This is a genomic window from Flammeovirga sp. SubArs3, assembly GCF_947387565.1.
Taxonomy (GTDB): domain Bacteria; phylum Bacteroidota; class Bacteroidia; order Cytophagales; family Flammeovirgaceae; genus Flammeovirga; species Flammeovirga agarivorans.
Genome location: NZ_CANDOA010000016.1, coordinates 24,172 through 40,330, shown reverse-complemented (window position 1 = coordinate 40,330; position 16,159 = coordinate 24,172). Strand labels below are relative to the sequence as shown.

The 16,159-nt window shown below is 32.6% G+C and carries 15 protein-coding genes; 5 read left to right on the top strand and 10 right to left on the bottom strand.

Annotation, left to right across the window (positions count from 1 at the left end):
* Positions 1-31: 31 nt before the first annotated feature.
* The 5 genes from QL232_RS26065 to QL232_RS26045 all read right to left on the bottom strand — a co-directional run bounded on the left by QL232_RS26065 (position 32) and on the right by QL232_RS26045 (position 6,582).
* Positions 32-1,687 carry an AarF/UbiB family protein gene (locus QL232_RS26065; protein WP_281616358.1) on the bottom strand — a complete coding sequence of 552 codons (1,656 nt, stop codon included), beginning with the start codon at positions 1,685-1,687 and terminating at the stop codon, positions 32-34.
* Between the two features lie 108 nt (positions 1,688-1,795).
* Complete coding sequence (locus QL232_RS26060) at positions 1,796-2,554, bottom strand: LytTR family DNA-binding domain-containing protein (RefSeq protein ID WP_281616357.1); 759 nt, start codon at positions 2,552-2,554, stop codon at positions 1,796-1,798.
* A 3-nt stretch (positions 2,555-2,557) separates the two neighbouring features.
* On the bottom strand, positions 2,558-3,676 hold the full coding sequence (locus tag QL232_RS26055) for a histidine kinase (protein WP_281616356.1): 1,119 nt from the start codon (positions 3,674-3,676) through the stop codon (positions 2,558-2,560).
* A gap of 3 nt (positions 3,677-3,679) precedes the next feature.
* Positions 3,680-4,678: a histidine kinase gene (locus QL232_RS26050; RefSeq protein WP_281616355.1), complete on the bottom strand. Its 999-nt coding sequence runs from the start codon at positions 4,676-4,678 to the stop codon at positions 3,680-3,682.
* Entirely contained in the window at positions 4,678-6,582 is a 1,905-nt protein-coding gene (locus tag QL232_RS26045) for a hypothetical protein (RefSeq protein WP_281616354.1), read from the bottom strand. The genes QL232_RS26050 and QL232_RS26045 overlap by 1 nt, the downstream gene beginning before the upstream one ends.
* Positions 6,583-6,885: 303 nt before the next feature.
* On the opposite strand from QL232_RS26045, the gene aqpZ reads away from it, so the two are divergent.
* The 3 genes from aqpZ (at position 6,886) to QL232_RS26030 (ending at position 8,739) form a co-directional block, all read left to right on the top strand.
* Positions 6,886-7,572 carry an aquaporin Z gene (gene aqpZ, locus QL232_RS26040; protein WP_281616353.1) on the top strand — a complete coding sequence of 229 codons (687 nt, stop codon included), beginning with the start codon at positions 6,886-6,888 and terminating at the stop codon, positions 7,570-7,572.
* Positions 7,573-7,836: 264 nt separating this feature from the next.
* Positions 7,837-8,220: a hypothetical protein gene (locus QL232_RS26035; RefSeq protein WP_281616352.1), complete on the top strand. Its 384-nt coding sequence runs from the start codon at positions 7,837-7,839 to the stop codon at positions 8,218-8,220.
* A 78-nt stretch (positions 8,221-8,298) separates the two neighbouring features.
* On the top strand, positions 8,299-8,739 hold the full coding sequence (locus tag QL232_RS26030; protein ID WP_168882793.1) for a hypothetical protein: 441 nt from the start codon (positions 8,299-8,301) through the stop codon (positions 8,737-8,739).
* Between the two features lie 134 nt (positions 8,740-8,873).
* Here QL232_RS26030 and QL232_RS26025 read toward each other — a convergent pair whose 3' ends face one another.
* Positions 8,874-9,521, bottom strand: a complete 648-nt coding sequence (locus QL232_RS26025) for a peroxiredoxin-like family protein (RefSeq protein ID WP_281616351.1) — start codon at positions 9,519-9,521, stop codon at positions 8,874-8,876.
* A 239-nt stretch (positions 9,522-9,760) separates the two neighbouring features.
* On the opposite strand from QL232_RS26025, the gene QL232_RS26020 reads away from it, so the two are divergent.
* A complete protein-coding gene (locus QL232_RS26020) occupies positions 9,761-10,855 on the top strand; it encodes an AI-2E family transporter (protein ID WP_168882791.1) in 1,095 nt (364 codons plus the stop codon).
* Between the two features lie 328 nt (positions 10,856-11,183).
* Here the strand turns inward: QL232_RS26020 and QL232_RS26015 are convergent, their stop codons facing one another.
* Entirely contained in the window at positions 11,184-12,044 is an 861-nt protein-coding gene (locus tag QL232_RS26015) for a helix-turn-helix domain-containing protein (RefSeq protein WP_281616350.1), read from the bottom strand.
* An 11-nt stretch (positions 12,045-12,055) separates the two neighbouring features.
* Positions 12,056-12,574, bottom strand: a complete 519-nt coding sequence (locus QL232_RS26010; RefSeq protein WP_281616349.1) for an SRPBCC family protein — start codon at positions 12,572-12,574, stop codon at positions 12,056-12,058.
* A gap of 183 nt (positions 12,575-12,757) precedes the next feature.
* Here QL232_RS26010 and QL232_RS26005 point away from each other — a divergent pair, with 183 nt between their 5' ends.
* The gene (locus QL232_RS26005) at positions 12,758-13,819 is read left to right on the top strand and encodes an arginine deiminase family protein (protein ID WP_281616348.1); all 1,062 of its coding nucleotides are present in this window, start codon (positions 12,758-12,760) and stop codon (positions 13,817-13,819) included.
* Between the two features lie 45 nt (positions 13,820-13,864).
* Here the strand turns inward: QL232_RS26005 and QL232_RS26000 are convergent, their stop codons facing one another.
* Both QL232_RS26000 and QL232_RS25995 read right to left on the bottom strand, forming a co-directional pair.
* Entirely contained in the window at positions 13,865-14,422 is a 558-nt protein-coding gene (locus tag QL232_RS26000) for a mechanosensitive ion channel domain-containing protein (RefSeq protein ID WP_281616347.1), read from the bottom strand.
* An 84-nt stretch (positions 14,423-14,506) separates the two neighbouring features.
* Positions 14,507-16,132 (bottom strand): sulfatase, encoded by a 1,626-nt coding sequence (locus QL232_RS25995; protein WP_281616346.1) that lies wholly within the window; start codon positions 16,130-16,132, stop codon positions 14,507-14,509.
* Positions 16,133-16,159 lie beyond the last annotated feature (27 nt).

Sequence of the window (16,159 nt, the reverse complement as noted above, 5' to 3'; positions counted from 1 at the left end):
GAGTAACCTAGGCTTTTTTGATGTAAAAATTTTACTTACTATCTCTTTTAAAAAGATCTCTTAAAATATCTATAGCTAAGATAAGACCTAAGCCACCAGCCAAGAGATACCCAAACAAGGCAAACTTCTGAATCAATGAGTTTCCATCTCCTGAGGCGATCGTAGAGGATGCAATCAGTATACAACCGATGATAATACCGATAGTCAATTTGTTTATTCCATTTCTGATAGTATTGAGAAGTGGAACAGCATCATCTAAACTGATATTGATATCTATTTTCCCCTTTTTGGCCATCTTGAGTAAATCCTTAATATCTTTTGGAATCGTTTTGATGTCTCTCAACCAAAAGAAAAAATCCATTAATAGCTTTTTCTGATTTTCTAAAGAGAAGAAATTGAGTTGATATTTGATGATGTAGGGTTTGATTTCATCAAGTAGATTCATTTTAGGGTTAATCTCCAAAGCAGTACCTAATGTCAAAGCCAAAGACTTACCAAGAGTGACAAAATAATTGGGTAATGTGATCTTATAAGTAAATAGCAACTTCGTTAACTTATCGACAACTTCTATCCAAGGAATATCATCAACTCCTTGATCCATGTAGGTAAAGATCTCGTTGATTTGATACTCTAAATTTTTTCTATTTTCCCTTGTTATCTCGTTGGATATAGAAATTCTCTGAATAGCATTGATTACCCTTTCTGTTTCCTGTGCGAGGAAGGCTTCAAGGAAATCTCCTATTAAAACAGTATCCTTTTTTAGTAGTCTTCCTACAGCACCAAAGTCTATAAATGAAAGTCTGAGGTCATCTGTAACAAATAGATTTCCGGCATGAGCATCTGCATGAAAGAAACCAAACTCAATGATTTGTTGAAAGTAAGATGAAACAAGGTTTTTACTTACCTTAATCCTATCCTTTTCGGAAGCATTTTTGAGAAAATCATTGAATTTTACTCCCTCAGAAAATTCCATACAGAGGATTTTAGAAGTAGAATACTCCTCAAGAATTCTAGGAGCAGTAGTGGTATCAGATTTTTTGAAATATTTCAGAAATAAAAGTTGATTACGCTTTTCTATGGAATAGTTCAACTCATTTTTCAAAGATAGTTCAAACTCATCGAATAAGCGGACAGGTTCAAATTGCGCCACCTGTTTAATGGACCTACTAAGAATTTGAATCAGGTTTCGAATGATTTTGAGGTCTTCATTAACCGTTCTATCAGCAGAAGGTTTTCGGACTTTAATAACATAGTATTTCTCGCCTTTTTTTACTCTATATGTCTGTGCAATTGATGCGATTCCAAGAGGTTTCTCATCGATTTCATCAAAGATTTCGTTTGCTGGTTGATGGAATTCGTCTTCAAGAAGTTGATGTAAATCTAACTGTTCCTCCTCATGTACTTCATCTTGAAGTTTTTTTAATTCAGTAATGTATTGTGTGGGGAGTAAGTCAGCTCTGCTACTTAACATCTGCCCTAATTTGATAAATGTAGGACCAAGTTCTTCCAACGCCATCCTAAGTCGAACCTCAGGTGGAGAAGTATTGATTTCTGAATTCTTATCTATGATTTTATTTGATACTAAATAACTTAAGTGAGAGTTAGTGAACCAAGCTTGGAAACCATACTTTATAAACACTTGAGCTATCTCAATATATCTATTGGATTGAGTCTTCTTATTTTTCATGAAGGGGTTATACCGTCTGTAATACACAAAAAGCATGTATGGTATGTATACATGCTTTTTATAAATTACTAAAAGTAATACCGTTCACCAACCTTTTAGCTAGTGTTGTTAATTATCAAACCAGTTTTTAAAATCTTTAACCTTTTCCCTACCTACAATGACTTCTTTAGGAAGTTCAAGGACTAAATGAAGCAATAAGCGACTATTTGTATATTTTTCAACTGTTTTGATGTGTACTTTCTGTACAATAAAACTTCTATTGGTTCGGAAAAATTTTTCTGGGTCTAAGATATCTGTCAATTCTTCCATTTTAAAGTCGACAACATATCTTCTGTTATCTTGAGTATAAATAAATGTATGTCTTCCATCTGCTACAAAAGCGATGATTTGGTCAACTGTTATACTTTTTATGGCATCACCTACACGAACCATAAAGCGTTCTTTATATTTCTGATTATAACTTTCTAATAAATTATCCAATTGAGATTTAGTCTCAGAAATATTTTGCATTTGAAGTACCTCAAGTTTTTGAATCGCTTTTGTCAATGCCTCAAAATCTACGGGCTTTAGTAAATAGTCGATACTATTGGCCTTGAACGCATCTAATGCATACTCATCATAGGCTGTAGTAAAAATGATGGGTTTCACCACTTGTACTTCTTTAAGAATGTCAAATGCTATACCATCAGTCAGGTGGATATCCATAAAAATTAAATCAATATCGCTTTGATGTTGAGATAGCCATTTTACAGAAGAACTTACATTATCAATATATTTTACTACTTCGATATCATAAGGAGTTTTGTTGAGTTGCCTTAGTAGTTTTCCTTGTGCAGGTTTTTCGTCTTCAATAATTAATGCTTTCATAGATTAGATGGATTTAAAAAGAGATTGGTCACCAGGTTGAACACTTGCATTGGGGTCACTTTTCCAGCTTTCATGATCCGCTTCAAATGCAGGAAGTTTAATTAAATATTGGTTACCCTTTTTTATTCTTTGAATTGGAGTTTTAGTATAAATTCTTAGTGTTTCTTCTAACGATTTAATGACTTCAGTTAAACTATCAGGATTTTCAATCTTTTCATTACAACTATGTGCAACCACTACGAGAGCATCATTTTCAACATAGAAATTTAATTCTAACGGTTGGATGGGAGTGGCGATATAATCTGTTGCGATACTCACAAGTAATCGAGGAAGAATAATAGGAGGGAAAAGAAGTTCTGCTTCTTTATCGTTTAAAGAAAAAGATGTCTTCATACCGCCTGACCTCGATTGCTGTAATAATTTGCCTACTTCTTCTGTAATAGAAAAGGCTTCTTTTAGAGAGATAAATTCCTCTTTTCTACTTTGTATCGTATTACGATAAACTTTTGCAAGTCTTTCAGCATAAAGCTCTGCCTCATCTGGATCTTTATAGGCTAATCCAATAATTGTTTCTAAGGTTTCATAGAGTAAGGGAAGATTTGCATCTTCTGCAAATAAGCGCATCTCCTTAGAGATAAATTCAGTACGTTGAATCTCTTGCTTGCTAAACTCTTCGTTTCTTAACTCTATTAATCGGTTTCCCCACCAAGTACATTCATACAATATAGTTTGGAAAAGAAATAACCCTTGAAAGACATACATTTCAGTACTAAAACTACTAAAGTTTGAATAATCAATCAGATAGTAAAAATAGGCTGAAATTATAATGGCCAAAACTAAACTACTACCTAAGATTACACCTAAAACGTGGTAAAATATCTGCTCAGATATATTTGATAGTATCCTGATTTCTTTACCGATATATTTAGATAAAAGCACCACAGATGTATTCCACAAATAGGCAAAAAAGATACAGATAATCCATTCAGCTTTAAAGATACTTTCAGAAAGCTCATTGACTCTATTAAATGCCATAAGCAATAATAGATAAGTAATACTTCCTCCAATAATTGGATAAAAGATACTGTAAAGAGTAGATTTATTTTTCCATAGATAGTTCATATTCTAGGCAGTTAATAGAGGAAGTCGAACATTAAAATAATCAGCTGTTTTCTTAATTTCAATTTTCTTGTTACTCATAAGAGCATACCTCTCATGGATATTTTCAATACCCACCTTTGTGGAAGCACCTCTTTTATTCGGAGATCTTGTTATATTATTTTGAATAATCAATGAGTCATCCTTTTTGTCTAATGTGATACTAATTTCTACTGGATGATCATCAGAAAGAACATTATGTTTTACCGCATTTTCAACCAGCATTTGAATAGACAAAGGAGGAACAAACCCTTTATGATTCATCAGTTGTGGATCAATGTTAATCTTAATTCCTTGACCATGTCGAGTATGTAATTGGAAAGCGAAGGCATGAACTACCTCAAGTTCATCGTGAAGTGAAATAAGTTGTTCATGAGCATAACGCATTACATACTGATATGTTTGGGCAATACTACGAATATATTTGTCCGCTTGTGCTGCATTATCAATAACTAAATAAGCCACTGTATTAAGACTATTGAATAGGTAATGAGGGCTCAACTGATTTTTCAATGCCTCTAACCTTAATTCTGCAGCTTTCCTTTTCCCTTTAATCACTTTAACTTTCTGTTCTGAAAAGTCCTGGTAAGCCAGAGTGACATATTCCATGATTAATATTGCCACAGAATAGGTAGTCAATAAGATACCTGTTTTGATGGTAAGGTCAAATACAAATTCACTTTCTAATTCTGTCTTCAATAGATAATTCCAAAAGAGAGTATATGGGATAGCCACAATAAATAACCCTATCCCTCTAAAGGCTGTTTGCCTAGAGATACTTTTCTTCTTCATCCAAAATTCAAAACTCCAACTATTAAGTACCATTGCTAAAATGCAAGTGATAAATAATATGATATTCCTAGGAGCATATACAAATTCAGTAACTTCAGGAAGAGGTGCATAAAAGAAGTAAAGGTAAAGACTGCTTCCGAGTAATAGATAGATTAGTTCTTTAAGGTAATTCATTATTCAAAAAGTGCCCCCAACACTGCATTACGTTCAGATGTGCTAGATATTTTCTTAGCTACTTCAATGTATTTATTTTTATAATCTTCATTTTTTGAAGCAACCACTAATGGAGCCGCTTCTTCTAAAGTTGATGATAAATCATATGAGGATGTAATTTTTTTTGCTGCTTCTAAAAAGAAAGGAAGTTGATCATAGCTGAAACGATCTTGTGAAATTGCTTCTTCAAGAACAGACCTTAAATCATAACTACTGCTTATCTTTTGAGCGGTTTCATAATACAGTTGAGCATCTGTGATACTAACATATTGGGCTGCTTCTTCTAAAACACTTCTTAAATCATAAGAAGAGGAGATATGTTGAGAAGCTAAAAGTAGAGGAGATATATGATCTGTAATAAAGCCATCACTATCTAATGAAACCGTTAATGTAGATCTTAGATCATAACTACTAGAAATCTTTGTTGCACATAAATAAAACGCTTTAATTACTTCATCATCTCTAAGTGCAGCTTCATCAATTGTAGCTTCCAATACCTTTCTTAAATCGTAACTTGAACTAACTGTGGCAGCCGACTTAAAAAATGAAAGCTTATTTTCTCTAGATAAATCATTCCAATAGTCCACAATATCCAATAAAGTTCCAGATTTGTCGCTACTACTGCTCATATATCTTACCTCAGAGATAATAGCATCTCTTTGGGAATCCGTTAGCCTATGATTTAGAGATTCAAATGCTGCCTGAATCGTCTGTCTTTTATCGTAACTACTGCTAATGCTATGTAATAATGAAGTATATCTGTCTGCTGATATTTCAGACTCTGAATTCTCAAACATATAAATAATCGTCTTACTCTTATCGTAACCACTTGATATGTCTTTTACAACATCACAAAATAAGTCCCACTCTTTATTTGAAAATTGTTTTGATACTTCTTTCTGATCAATAATATCTTTTAAACACTTGCTCTTATCGTAAGAAGACGAAATACTTTTTATCCCATCAAAGTAATAATCCAGTCCTTTTTTATTGTAATATGTGATGAGAGATGAAGAATAATAATCTGCAAGATTATAACTACTGCTTACATTTTTTGAAAGATGTGTTGTAATCTCATCCAATTTGGCTTGGTTGACTTTTTTATTATTTACAAGAAGCTTGTAAAATACAACTTTTGTATGATCACTTGATAAGTCACCAATATATTTTAAAGCTTGTGATATACCACCTTCTTTAAGTTGTCTATTCAGACGATCTTCTGCTGCAATACTGCTACTGTTAATTACCTCAGGTAGAATGTCTTTTAGCCAATTTTTACCATCAGGATCAAAAGGAATTAATTGATTCCCTTCATAGTACTTATAAGATAATGAACCGTCTTGGTTAGGAATAATTACCAATTTTCGAGTATTTCCAAACGTTCTCTTTTTTACAACAAACTTACCGCCTTCAGAAATAGAAATGATATTGTCTTCTTCTTCATTTAGTTTGATCTCACCTTCATGTGAGACAGAGAAATTGGTAATAATAGTAGACTCTTGGTATTTTCTTTCTTTATGAACTTCACTGAGTGCTCTTCGTATTTCTGCTTCTTGCATTCTTACTTGTGCTTCAGCTTCTCTAATAGAACGTTCAATTTCTTCTTGATCAATTTCAATATTTAAATCTTCTAAAGACTCAAAGTCAAAATCTCCAGAGAAATTCTTGAAGATCAATTCCATTTCTTCTTTTTGTTGCTCAGCAGCAATTCTTGCCGCCTTTTCAGCAACTCTTCTCGCTTCCTCTTGAATTTCAGTGATATTAATAACAATTACAGAATCCGAATTGGGAACCTTAATCTGTTTCACTTGAGCAAAAGAAAAAGTAGATAATAATAATAATGATATTTGAAGTATAGATTTCATAAAAAATTAATTTGACACTAGCTCTTTGTTATTTTGATATTACAATGCTACAGTGAAAAATCTTGTATATAAAATGGAATGTAGTGAAATGTAGATTTGATGTAGTGAAATGTAATTTCAACATAATTAGTGTATAAATAGTATCAAATAATACCTTCAAAGAAGCTTTTGCTGAAAGTTAAAAGAATAACAGTTATATTAAGAAATATAAAAACCCTTGATTAAATGTTTGACATTAAACTTATGTTTAATTGATTTGCATAATTCTTTTTACCAAAAACTAATTTATTAAATACTACAACTATGCAAAATAAATTAATTGCTGAATTTATTGGCACTTCTTGGCTTGTTATTGGAGGATGTGGTGCAGCTATATTTGCTGCAGGTATTCCCAATGTTGGCATTGGCTTTTTAGGTGTTGCACTTGCTTTCGGATTAACGGTTCTGACGATGGCCTATGCTATTGGTCATGTTTCAGGTTGTCATTTAAACCCTGCAGTAACTCTTGGTTTGTGGGCAGGGGGACGTTTTTCTGCCAAAGAGATTCTACCTTATATAGTAGCTCAATGCTTGGGAGCAATATTTGGAGCAGCAGTCCTTTATTTTATTTATACAGGAAATAATTCTGACATAGGAGGTTTCGCTGCAAATGGGTATGGTGCTCATTCTCCCCAAGGTTATAGTATGATTTCAGCATTTATCACAGAGTTTGTGATGACATTTATGTTCTTGATCATAATCATGGGAGCGACACACTCAAAAGCTCCAAAATATCTTGGAGGTCTTGCCATTGGATTGAGCTTAACACTTATCCATCTTATAAGTATCCCTATAACTAATACATCTGTAAACCCTGCAAGAAGTTTATCACAAGCTGTATTTGTTGGTGATTGGGCTATTGCTCAACTATGGCTTTTTTGGGTAGCACCAATATTAGGAGCAATCGTAGCAGGATTTGTATATAAAATGTTATCTCCTGAAGACGATTAGAAATTCGATTTACTCTCGGGACTAAATTTCCAGTATTAACCCCAATAATTGATTTTAAAAGATCAGTTCTTAGGGTTTTATTGTATTACATTGTGTCAAGTGGATCCTGTTTTTATCCAATTTTTGATAAAGTGATTTTAGTGCGTCTCTATTGTTTTATTTCAAAGTGGAATCATTTTTGTTTTTTCTAAAGAAAGTACTGCACTAAATAGAGAAACCTAAGTCTCAGACGAGACAATTTTTTACATATTAATATTACGATAAATGTTACGATCACTATTATCACTTTCAATGATGTTGTTTGTATTTGCAACAGCCATTGGTAATGATGCAATGCATCGAATCGACACTACTAATACCACTTTATTGAGTAATGACAATGGAGTGATTAATCTAAAGAATGAGAAAGGGGAATTAAGATGGGAAACACTTCCTGAATCCTCAATTTCGGTTTTTGTTCTACAAGCAGCTAACACTGTGACGGAATGGGAAAACGTAGAAGAAGTAGAGGCATATCCTTTGTCTAACTTCAAACACAAGTATTCTGTAGATCTTCCAGAACAGCATGGTACTTATCGTTTAAAGATGGTCAATACGAATGGAGAAGTGTCTTACACAACACCAATCAGTATGTTATCAGCTAGATAAGAATAACAATCAAAACATGTTTGTCTACTATTGTAGCCTTCCCCAATAACATGTTTCCAACTACTTTATTATCATATTATGTTACGATCATTAATAATTGTACTGCTATTATTATGTTCATCGTCACTGTATGCCCAAATTAATTTTAAAGGATACGTTATTGGACAAGCTCTACCGTCTAATAAGGTTTCTGATACAAATTTATCATTTGGAGGGCAATACGGCCACCTGATTTCAGGTAAAAATGATGAGGGTGTAATTTATAGTTTATCATTTGTACCTGAAAAATCCGGGACACCTAAACTTCTCACTAAATCTGAAGTACAGAAATTTGTCACTTCTTTGAAACATTACTTTCATGTGAAATTAAGTAGAGAAGCTAGAGGGGAAGATGGAACTTTTACAGGAGTGAATAATGGGTGTAAATTCATTGTTAATTATAAGCATCAACAATTTAATCATGGCTCTTTTTATCACATAGATTTGGTGATATATAATCCAAAGCTAGGAGCCATCTAAAAAAGGAATACCCTAGAAGTAAGGCCTCTAGGGTATTCAACTCTCAAAATGTAATTTTTATCAATGTTTTTGTCCCGAATTGATAACTAATGAGAGTATTACAACTGACTAATACTTAACTGATAAATTTTTTACTATTGAGCCTGTAGTGTAGAAAGAATATCTTTTACACTCATTCGCTCAGTATAGTTAGGGTCATAATGCCTCTTGATAATGGTTCCGTCTTGTGCAATAATATATGTAGCAGGCACTGGTAGTGATGCCCTTTTAATACTATTGGTAACGGTTAAATCATTTTCATATTTTTTTAGCATATCTTGATATCCTTGATTTACATCAAAAGTGACTTTAAAGCCATTCATGATGTCTAGTTTACTGTCTTCAACCATTTCAAAGGTTAACCCTTTCTTTTCTACTAGTTTTGCAAATCGTTCCTGATTTTCAGGAGTTACAGCAACAAAAGTAGCACCTGCAGCTTCAATCATTCCTAAAGAATCTTGTACATTCATTAGATGCTTTGTGCAGTATGGACACCAACTACCTCTAAAGAAGTTAACGACTACTGGTCCTTTCTTTAATGCATCTTTTAGTTGGTAAGTCTTACCGTCTTGATCCTTTCCTTTAAATAAAAAAGCTTGATCACCTTCCGATAAACCTGGTTGAAGTGTTTCTACAGTTACACCATACTTCTCATAAATCTTTGCCTCTTGAGCAAAAGAACTTACAGATAGTAGGAAAAAAGATAAGATGGATAATAAAGTTAAAATACGTTTGTTGATCATGAGTAATTAAGTTAAAGTCTAATATTTGACTGATAGGTCAAAAATAAAATAATTTTTTTTTATATCCTAATTCAAGATTTAAGAAATTCTATAAAACTTAAAATAGTACATCAATCAGAAGCGATATGTATAATCGAAAAGACAGATACTGAAAGAATTAAAAGAAGAAAAGTCGTTTCTTAAAAGAACAATTATCAAATGATATTTTTTCGTAGCTCTTAATTTTTATTTAGTACAATATGGAAAATTCCTTTAATTATAAAGATATATCCAAAGGCTTATTAGATGCTTTAAAAAAATTGGTATTTATTGGAATAGGGCTTTATATGGTCTATTTGTTACAATCAGTACTTATCTATGTATTCACATCAGCAGTAATCGCATTGATTGCTCACCCAGTAAAATCATTTTTTAAGAAAAAACTGAACATGTCTAATACGTTAGCGATGTTCGCAACAATCACTTTATTCTTAATATTAATTTTAGGCTTTCTAAGCTCATTTATTCCATTAATAACTCAAGAAGCAAGAAATTTGAAATTGGTGGAATTAGATAGTTTTGAACAAAATATCATGTCTACATTCAACCAAATTAATGTGGCATTAAAAGAATATGGTATTGACTTATCAGGTTTACATCTTGGTGAGGAAATTATGAAAAAGCTTAAAAACTCTCCTCAAATATTTAATGGAATCTTACAAGGAGTTGGTTCTTTTAGTATGGGATTATTCTCAACTATATTTATAAGTTTCTTCTTAATTAAAGAAAGTGATAGCATTATTACCTTTTTTACTTCTTTCGTCCCACAAGATTCGAGAACTGGTTTTAAAAGTTCATTGATGAAAATTAAAACGCTTCTTTCAAGGTATTTTATTGGTTTAGCTATTCAGTGCTTCTTATTATTTGTAATGTATATGGTTACATTATTAATTATAGGTGTGAAGAATGCCGCAGTAATTGCATTTATCTGTGCTGTATTAAATATTATTCCTTATGTAGGTCCTGCAATCAGTATTATCATTATGGCAATATTAGCCATGTCAGAACACTTAGATATGGAATTTAAGACAGGCATTCTACCGGAATTAGTGAAAGTATTTATTGGATATTTCGGTGTTCAATTTATAGATAATAACTTCTCACAACCGATTATTTTCTCAAAAAGTGTCAACTCACATCCATTAGAAATTTTCTTAGTGATTATGGTCTTTGGTATTCTTTTCGGAGTTGTTGGTTTAATTGCAGCTATCCCAGTATATACTGTGATTAAAGTAATCTTAAAGGAATTTTACCCTGAGAACAAATTTGTAAAAGCACTTACAGAGGGAATGTAATTGAAATGTATTAAAGTATATTCATAACCATAAAAACAACATGATAGGGCTGTTTTCGAAAGGAAATAGTCCTATTTTTATTTATGTAGGTTTACTCAAAAAAAATTCTTGTGATGAAAAATTGATTTAATATCTTTAAATAATAATATAATTAAAGTATTGTAATTCATATATTTATATCATCAATCGATGAATTACAGAAAAAGCTATTAATATGTAGAGGATCTTCACCTTTCATATTGGTAGCTTTTAATTTTTATAAAGCAAAAAAACATCTTTCTCAGAAGCTGTGAAAGATGTATATAATTACTACTCGTTGTTTTTTATCTTAATTGAATGCTGCTTGTACTTCAGTTTTCCTATAAAAACTGGGACTGCAATTAAAATGCGAATTGAATGTCTTTGAAAAGTATCCTACATCGTTAAAACCGCAATCATAAGCGATGTCAGAGATTCTGTCTTCAGTATTTAGCAGAAGCTGTTTTGCTTTTTCTAGCCTCCTGTTATTAATATATTTTTTTGGACTTATCTTATATATCATTTGAAAACGCCTTTTAAAGGTAGATAAGCTCATGCCAGCAATGTCTGCATAATCTTGAATGCTTAAATCTTCAAAAAGATGTGTATCTATTAATTCTTTAAATTTGTACTCATTTGGGGTGAAAAGATTACTGAAGATCCCTTCTAGGTTGTCAGAATAGTGAGAATTTACTAATAGAAGAAGCAATTCTTTTACCTTAATTTCTACAAGTTCCTCTGTCACTATAGAAGGTTGATTAAAATAAAAGAGCAGACTTTCTATGTAATTCTCAATCATAATAGAAATCTTTATCTTTTCTGCTGAAGAGTGTTTTACACCTTCCTTACCCTTTAGAAAAGAAGGGAGCTGCTGATCAAATATTTTATCTAATATTTCAGGATAAATGTGTACTAACAATGCTTCATTGACTTGATCTTCCTTTTTTTCTTGCCAAGCATTCATATAAGTACTGCATTTTAAAAATAGACTATCAGAGTCATTTAAATCTATGTGTCTTTCGGGAAGAAATAATTTTGAGGTTCCTTTGATAATATGAAGAAAACAAGCTTCATTTACCATATCTGTACTGATTTTGAAAGGGGGACGAAATGCCACTTTTTCTAAGATAACCTTTCCTCCAATATCAAAATGTTCTCTATTGACGATCATAATTGTATAGTTTAAGCGCTAAGTTTATTTTTCTCAAGTTGGACTAACTTTCTAGGATGAGGAGTGTCATTTTCAACAAAATATTGGAAGTCATCCAATAGTTCATCAAACGATTTTGATATTCCAATTTTAACTAATGGCGAAATTAATTTCCCTAAAAACTTTAAAGTAATATCACTATCCCATGTTAGTCGAGAAGTATTCAAGTCAATAATATCAATTTTTACCTTCACATGATTTTTTACTACGGGCAACGCACTTGGAGTATTATTGAATGTAACTTCAAACTCAAAATGATAGTTATTGGCATTGTAATAGGTGATTTTTTCTATAGCCTGAGGTCCATTAGGCTTAGAAGTAATGTCACAAATTCTTCCACTTACAGGTGCATCTGTTATTGCTTGATGCTCTAACGCTTTTGAGGCTGAAATCTGAGTAAGCCAATTGCTTACATTATGAAAGTCATCTGCGAAAATGGACCAAACTTTATCAGCATTAGCATGTATTGTTATTTCTTTATGGATCTTCATAGTGTTAGAAAGAGTAATGTCTTTAGTAAATCTTACAATACAAATGTCGGCCTCATTTCGGTTAAGCGTTGGGAATATCAGCTCAATGATTAGAAAGATTAGTCCAAAAAAATATTCAGATGGAATAGGGGTTTTCACTTTAATTTTCCCTTCTACTAATGAACATCAAAAGATCTAAGTATTATGAAGAAAATGACTAAGTATATCTATGCGTTCTTATTCTTTGCTGTTGGATTAATGGCATTTAATATTTTAGCTGAAGAATTAAAAGACAGATCCTTTAAGTCAAATACCATTCAAAACAACTATGAGTGGGGAGAATTAAAAGAAGTTGTAATAGGTAGATGGGTACCAGGAACGTTACAATTACCTGCTATTGATATTTCACTAAGAAATCATTTTCCATATATATCTGATAGTGCTTTTCAGTACATGAAAAAGTTTGAGAATAAAAATATCGAAGATGTTTACCCAAAAGATGATCAGGAATATTTCGATGAACAAGAAAAGTTTGTGGAACTAGTAAAATCATTAGGTGTAAAAGTGAGACGTCCTGAGGTTATTGAATTTGAAACAATGACGACCACTCAAAATTACTCTAGAGATCCAATCATTACTATAGGTGATAAAATGATTGTTGCCAATATGAATACGGAATCAAGAAGACAAGAAACAGGCAACTATAGAAGAATTCTTCTAGATCTTGCCAAAAAATATGAAGGTACTATAGTAAATATGCCACCTTTAAAAGCAGGATACCATAAGGATAACGCTTATTTAGAAGGTGGGGATGTGTTTGTCAATGGAAGAGAAGTATATGTAGGTATTTCAGGGAATGCTTCCAATGAGAAAGGTATCGAATGGCTTAGAAAGGAACTAGGACGTGATTACACAGTACATGCGATAAAGTTGAAAAAACATGTACTACACTTAGACTGTGCTATGATGTTGATCAACGATCACCAAGGAATTATCTGTTATGATGATTTTGAAAATATTGATTCTTTACCTGAATCACTTAAGTCGTATAAATGGGTAGAAGTTTCCCCTCAGCAAGCTCAAAGAATGGCTACTAATGGTATGGTAGTAGACCCACATACTGTTATTCTGTCAGATGCTTTCCCAGAGGTTAGCAATAGAGTACGAAAGTTGGGGATTAAGGTGTATGAAACTTCGTTTAGAAAAGCCAATTATTTCGGCGGAGGTCTACGTTGTAGTTATCAACCGATTTATCGTAATAATTAGTTGATAAAAAAACCGGTAAGTGTTGGCTTACCGGTTTGCTATATTTTAAATAGACTCTTCGTTAGTCTTATTCTCTTCTGTGGGTATAACAGCTTTCTTTTTTGAAGGTTTTTTCATTTTCTTTATCGGCTTTTGAATGGCCAAGTTATTAGGGTAGGATGTATATACATTATCGGCATCTTTAATACGGATATTGAATAATGTGATATTGACAATCTCACCTTCGATAGAGTTTTCACCCCCATCTTGAATTCTAATATAATCTCCAATTTTGAATGGATAGGCAAAAAACAAGACCAATGATGCTGTAATATTACTTAGCATCGACCATTGAGCAACAAACGCAACAGCAAAGATTGTAAATATAGAGGTGACAAATACAGATAACCCTTTTAAGGATACATCCCAGATAAATAGCATTAGAATAAATCCAAGGATAAAATACAATAACCCGAAGAAGTTTGTTACATATATTTTTCGATGTTCTGAGAAGCCTTTTGTTTCCGTAATTTTCTTTAGGTATTTCGAGGTAATACTTTGAATAATCAAACCAGAAACAATTGTGAAAGCCGAAAGGAGTAATTTTATTTCTAACTGATCCATTATTATTTTAGATAAATGCAATACAAATCTAGAACAATTGATCAAATAAAAACCCTACTATTCTAAAAACAGTAGGGATTATAATTATTTTTTTTCTTCAAGTTTTCTAAGCCTTTCTAAATCGGCTTTCAGCATTTGTTGAGTAAGAGCATCTGAATCTAAATATTCTTCTCTTAACTGATCTAACTTTTTATGTAATGACATCTTAACCGAAGCATACTTAGGACTATTATACACATTGTTCATTTCATTAGGATCTTGATCTAGGTCATACAGTTCCCAGTCATCAACATCATAATAGAAATGAATAAGTTTGTAACGCTTGGTTTTTATACCATAATGTCTTTTTACACCATGAATACCTGGATATTCATAATAATGGTAATACAAAGCATCTCTCCATTTATCTGTTTTATCTTCAAATAAAGGAAGTAATGATTCTCCTTGCATTTCTTCTGGAATATCAACCCCTGCAGCTTCTAGAAAAGTAGGTGCATAGTCAATATTTTGAACTAATTCCTTATTTACAGCACCCGCATGTATGTGTTCTGGCCATCTAATCATAAGAGGAGTTCTAAAAGATTGTTCATACATAAATCTTTTATCAAACCAACCATGTTCTCCTAAGTAGAAGCCTTGATCTGAAGTATAAACTACAATAGTATTCTCTGATAACCCTGTCTCATCTAAATAGTCTAAAAGACGTCCGATATTATCATCTACACTAAGAAGGGTACCAAGGTAATCTTGCATATAGCGTTGATATTTCCATCTCGTCAGGTTCTTGCCTTTGGGATTTATCTTTTGGAAGTTTTTATTAATCGGCCCATAGACTTCTTCCCATTTTTCTTTCTCCTCATCGGTCATACGATCGATGTTTTTATTATAAGCCCAATCGTACCATCCCATAAAAGGAGAGTGGTTCGTTTTGTCTCTTACGTCTGGAGAGATTTTATTGTCATTGGTAAGTCCCATATGATCAGAAATGCGCATTTCTGCTTCTTTTGCAGCTGTTCCTCTTCCTTCATAAGTATCAAAAAGAGTGGTAGGCTCTTTGATTTTTTCACCATGAAATGCATCTAAATGTTCCATTGCAGCCATCCATTCTCTATGAGGGGCTTTGTGGTGAACCATTAACATAAAGGGTTCGTCTTTTCCTTTTTTCTCTTCAAGGTAATCGATGGCTTTGTCTGTGATGATATCAGTAACATAGCCTTCTTCTTGGATCATACCTTTAGGTGTTCTAAAATCAGGTTGGTAGTAATCTCCTTGGTCGGGTAATACCTCCCAATGATCAAAACCTTGAGGAGTAGATTTTAAATGCCATTTTCCTATAATTGCAGTCTCGTAACCCGCCTTCTTTAAATACATAGGTAAAGTAACCTGTGTGGTATCAAAAATGTCGAGATTATCTTTAACCGAGTTAAGATGACTCATTTTACCAGTCAATGTTACAGCTCTACTTGGAGAACAAATCGAATTTGTAACATAAGCTTGATCAAACCGCATACCTTCATTAGCAATTCTATCAATGTTAGGAGTATGGATTAATGTAGAGTCATAGGCACTGATGGCTTGATAGGCATGGTCATCAGACATGATGTAAATAATATTTGGAGGCTGTACATCTTCCATCCCTTTCTTAGGGTTGCCACATGAAAATAGTACACTACCTAATAAGACACTGCTTATTACTTTTTTTAGTTGCATAATGTGCGAGTTCAGTTGATGATAATG

Coding starts and splice junctions, on each gene's coding strand:
- QL232_RS26065 (WP_281616358.1), bottom strand. CDS start 1,687: ATGAAAAATAAGAAGACTCAATCCAATAGATATATTGAGATAGCTCAA.
- QL232_RS26060 (WP_281616357.1), bottom strand. CDS start 2,554: ATGAAAGCATTAATTATTGAAGACGAAAAACCTGCACAAGGAAAACTA.
- QL232_RS26055 (WP_281616356.1), bottom strand. CDS start 3,676: ATGAACTATCTATGGAAAAATAAATCTACTCTTTACAGTATCTTTTAT.
- QL232_RS26050 (WP_281616355.1), bottom strand. CDS start 4,678: ATGAATTACCTTAAAGAACTAATCTATCTATTACTCGGAAGCAGTCTT.
- QL232_RS26045 (WP_281616354.1), bottom strand. CDS start 6,582: ATGAAATCTATACTTCAAATATCATTATTATTATTATCTACTTTTTCT.
- aqpZ (WP_281616353.1), top strand. CDS start 6,886: ATGCAAAATAAATTAATTGCTGAATTTATTGGCACTTCTTGGCTTGTT.
- QL232_RS26035 (WP_281616352.1), top strand. CDS start 7,837: ATGTTACGATCACTATTATCACTTTCAATGATGTTGTTTGTATTTGCA.
- QL232_RS26030 (WP_168882793.1), top strand. CDS start 8,299: ATGTTACGATCATTAATAATTGTACTGCTATTATTATGTTCATCGTCA.
- QL232_RS26025 (WP_281616351.1), bottom strand. CDS start 9,521: ATGATCAACAAACGTATTTTAACTTTATTATCCATCTTATCTTTTTTC.
- QL232_RS26020 (WP_168882791.1), top strand. CDS start 9,761: ATGGAAAATTCCTTTAATTATAAAGATATATCCAAAGGCTTATTAGAT.
- QL232_RS26015 (WP_281616350.1), bottom strand. CDS start 12,044: ATGATCGTCAATAGAGAACATTTTGATATTGGAGGAAAGGTTATCTTA.
- QL232_RS26010 (WP_281616349.1), bottom strand. CDS start 12,574: ATGAAGATCCATAAAGAAATAACAATACATGCTAATGCTGATAAAGTT.
- QL232_RS26005 (WP_281616348.1), top strand. CDS start 12,758: ATGAAGAAAATGACTAAGTATATCTATGCGTTCTTATTCTTTGCTGTT.
- QL232_RS26000 (WP_281616347.1), bottom strand. CDS start 14,422: ATGGATCAGTTAGAAATAAAATTACTCCTTTCGGCTTTCACAATTGTT.
- QL232_RS25995 (WP_281616346.1), bottom strand. CDS start 16,132: ATGCAACTAAAAAAAGTAATAAGCAGTGTCTTATTAGGTAGTGTACTA.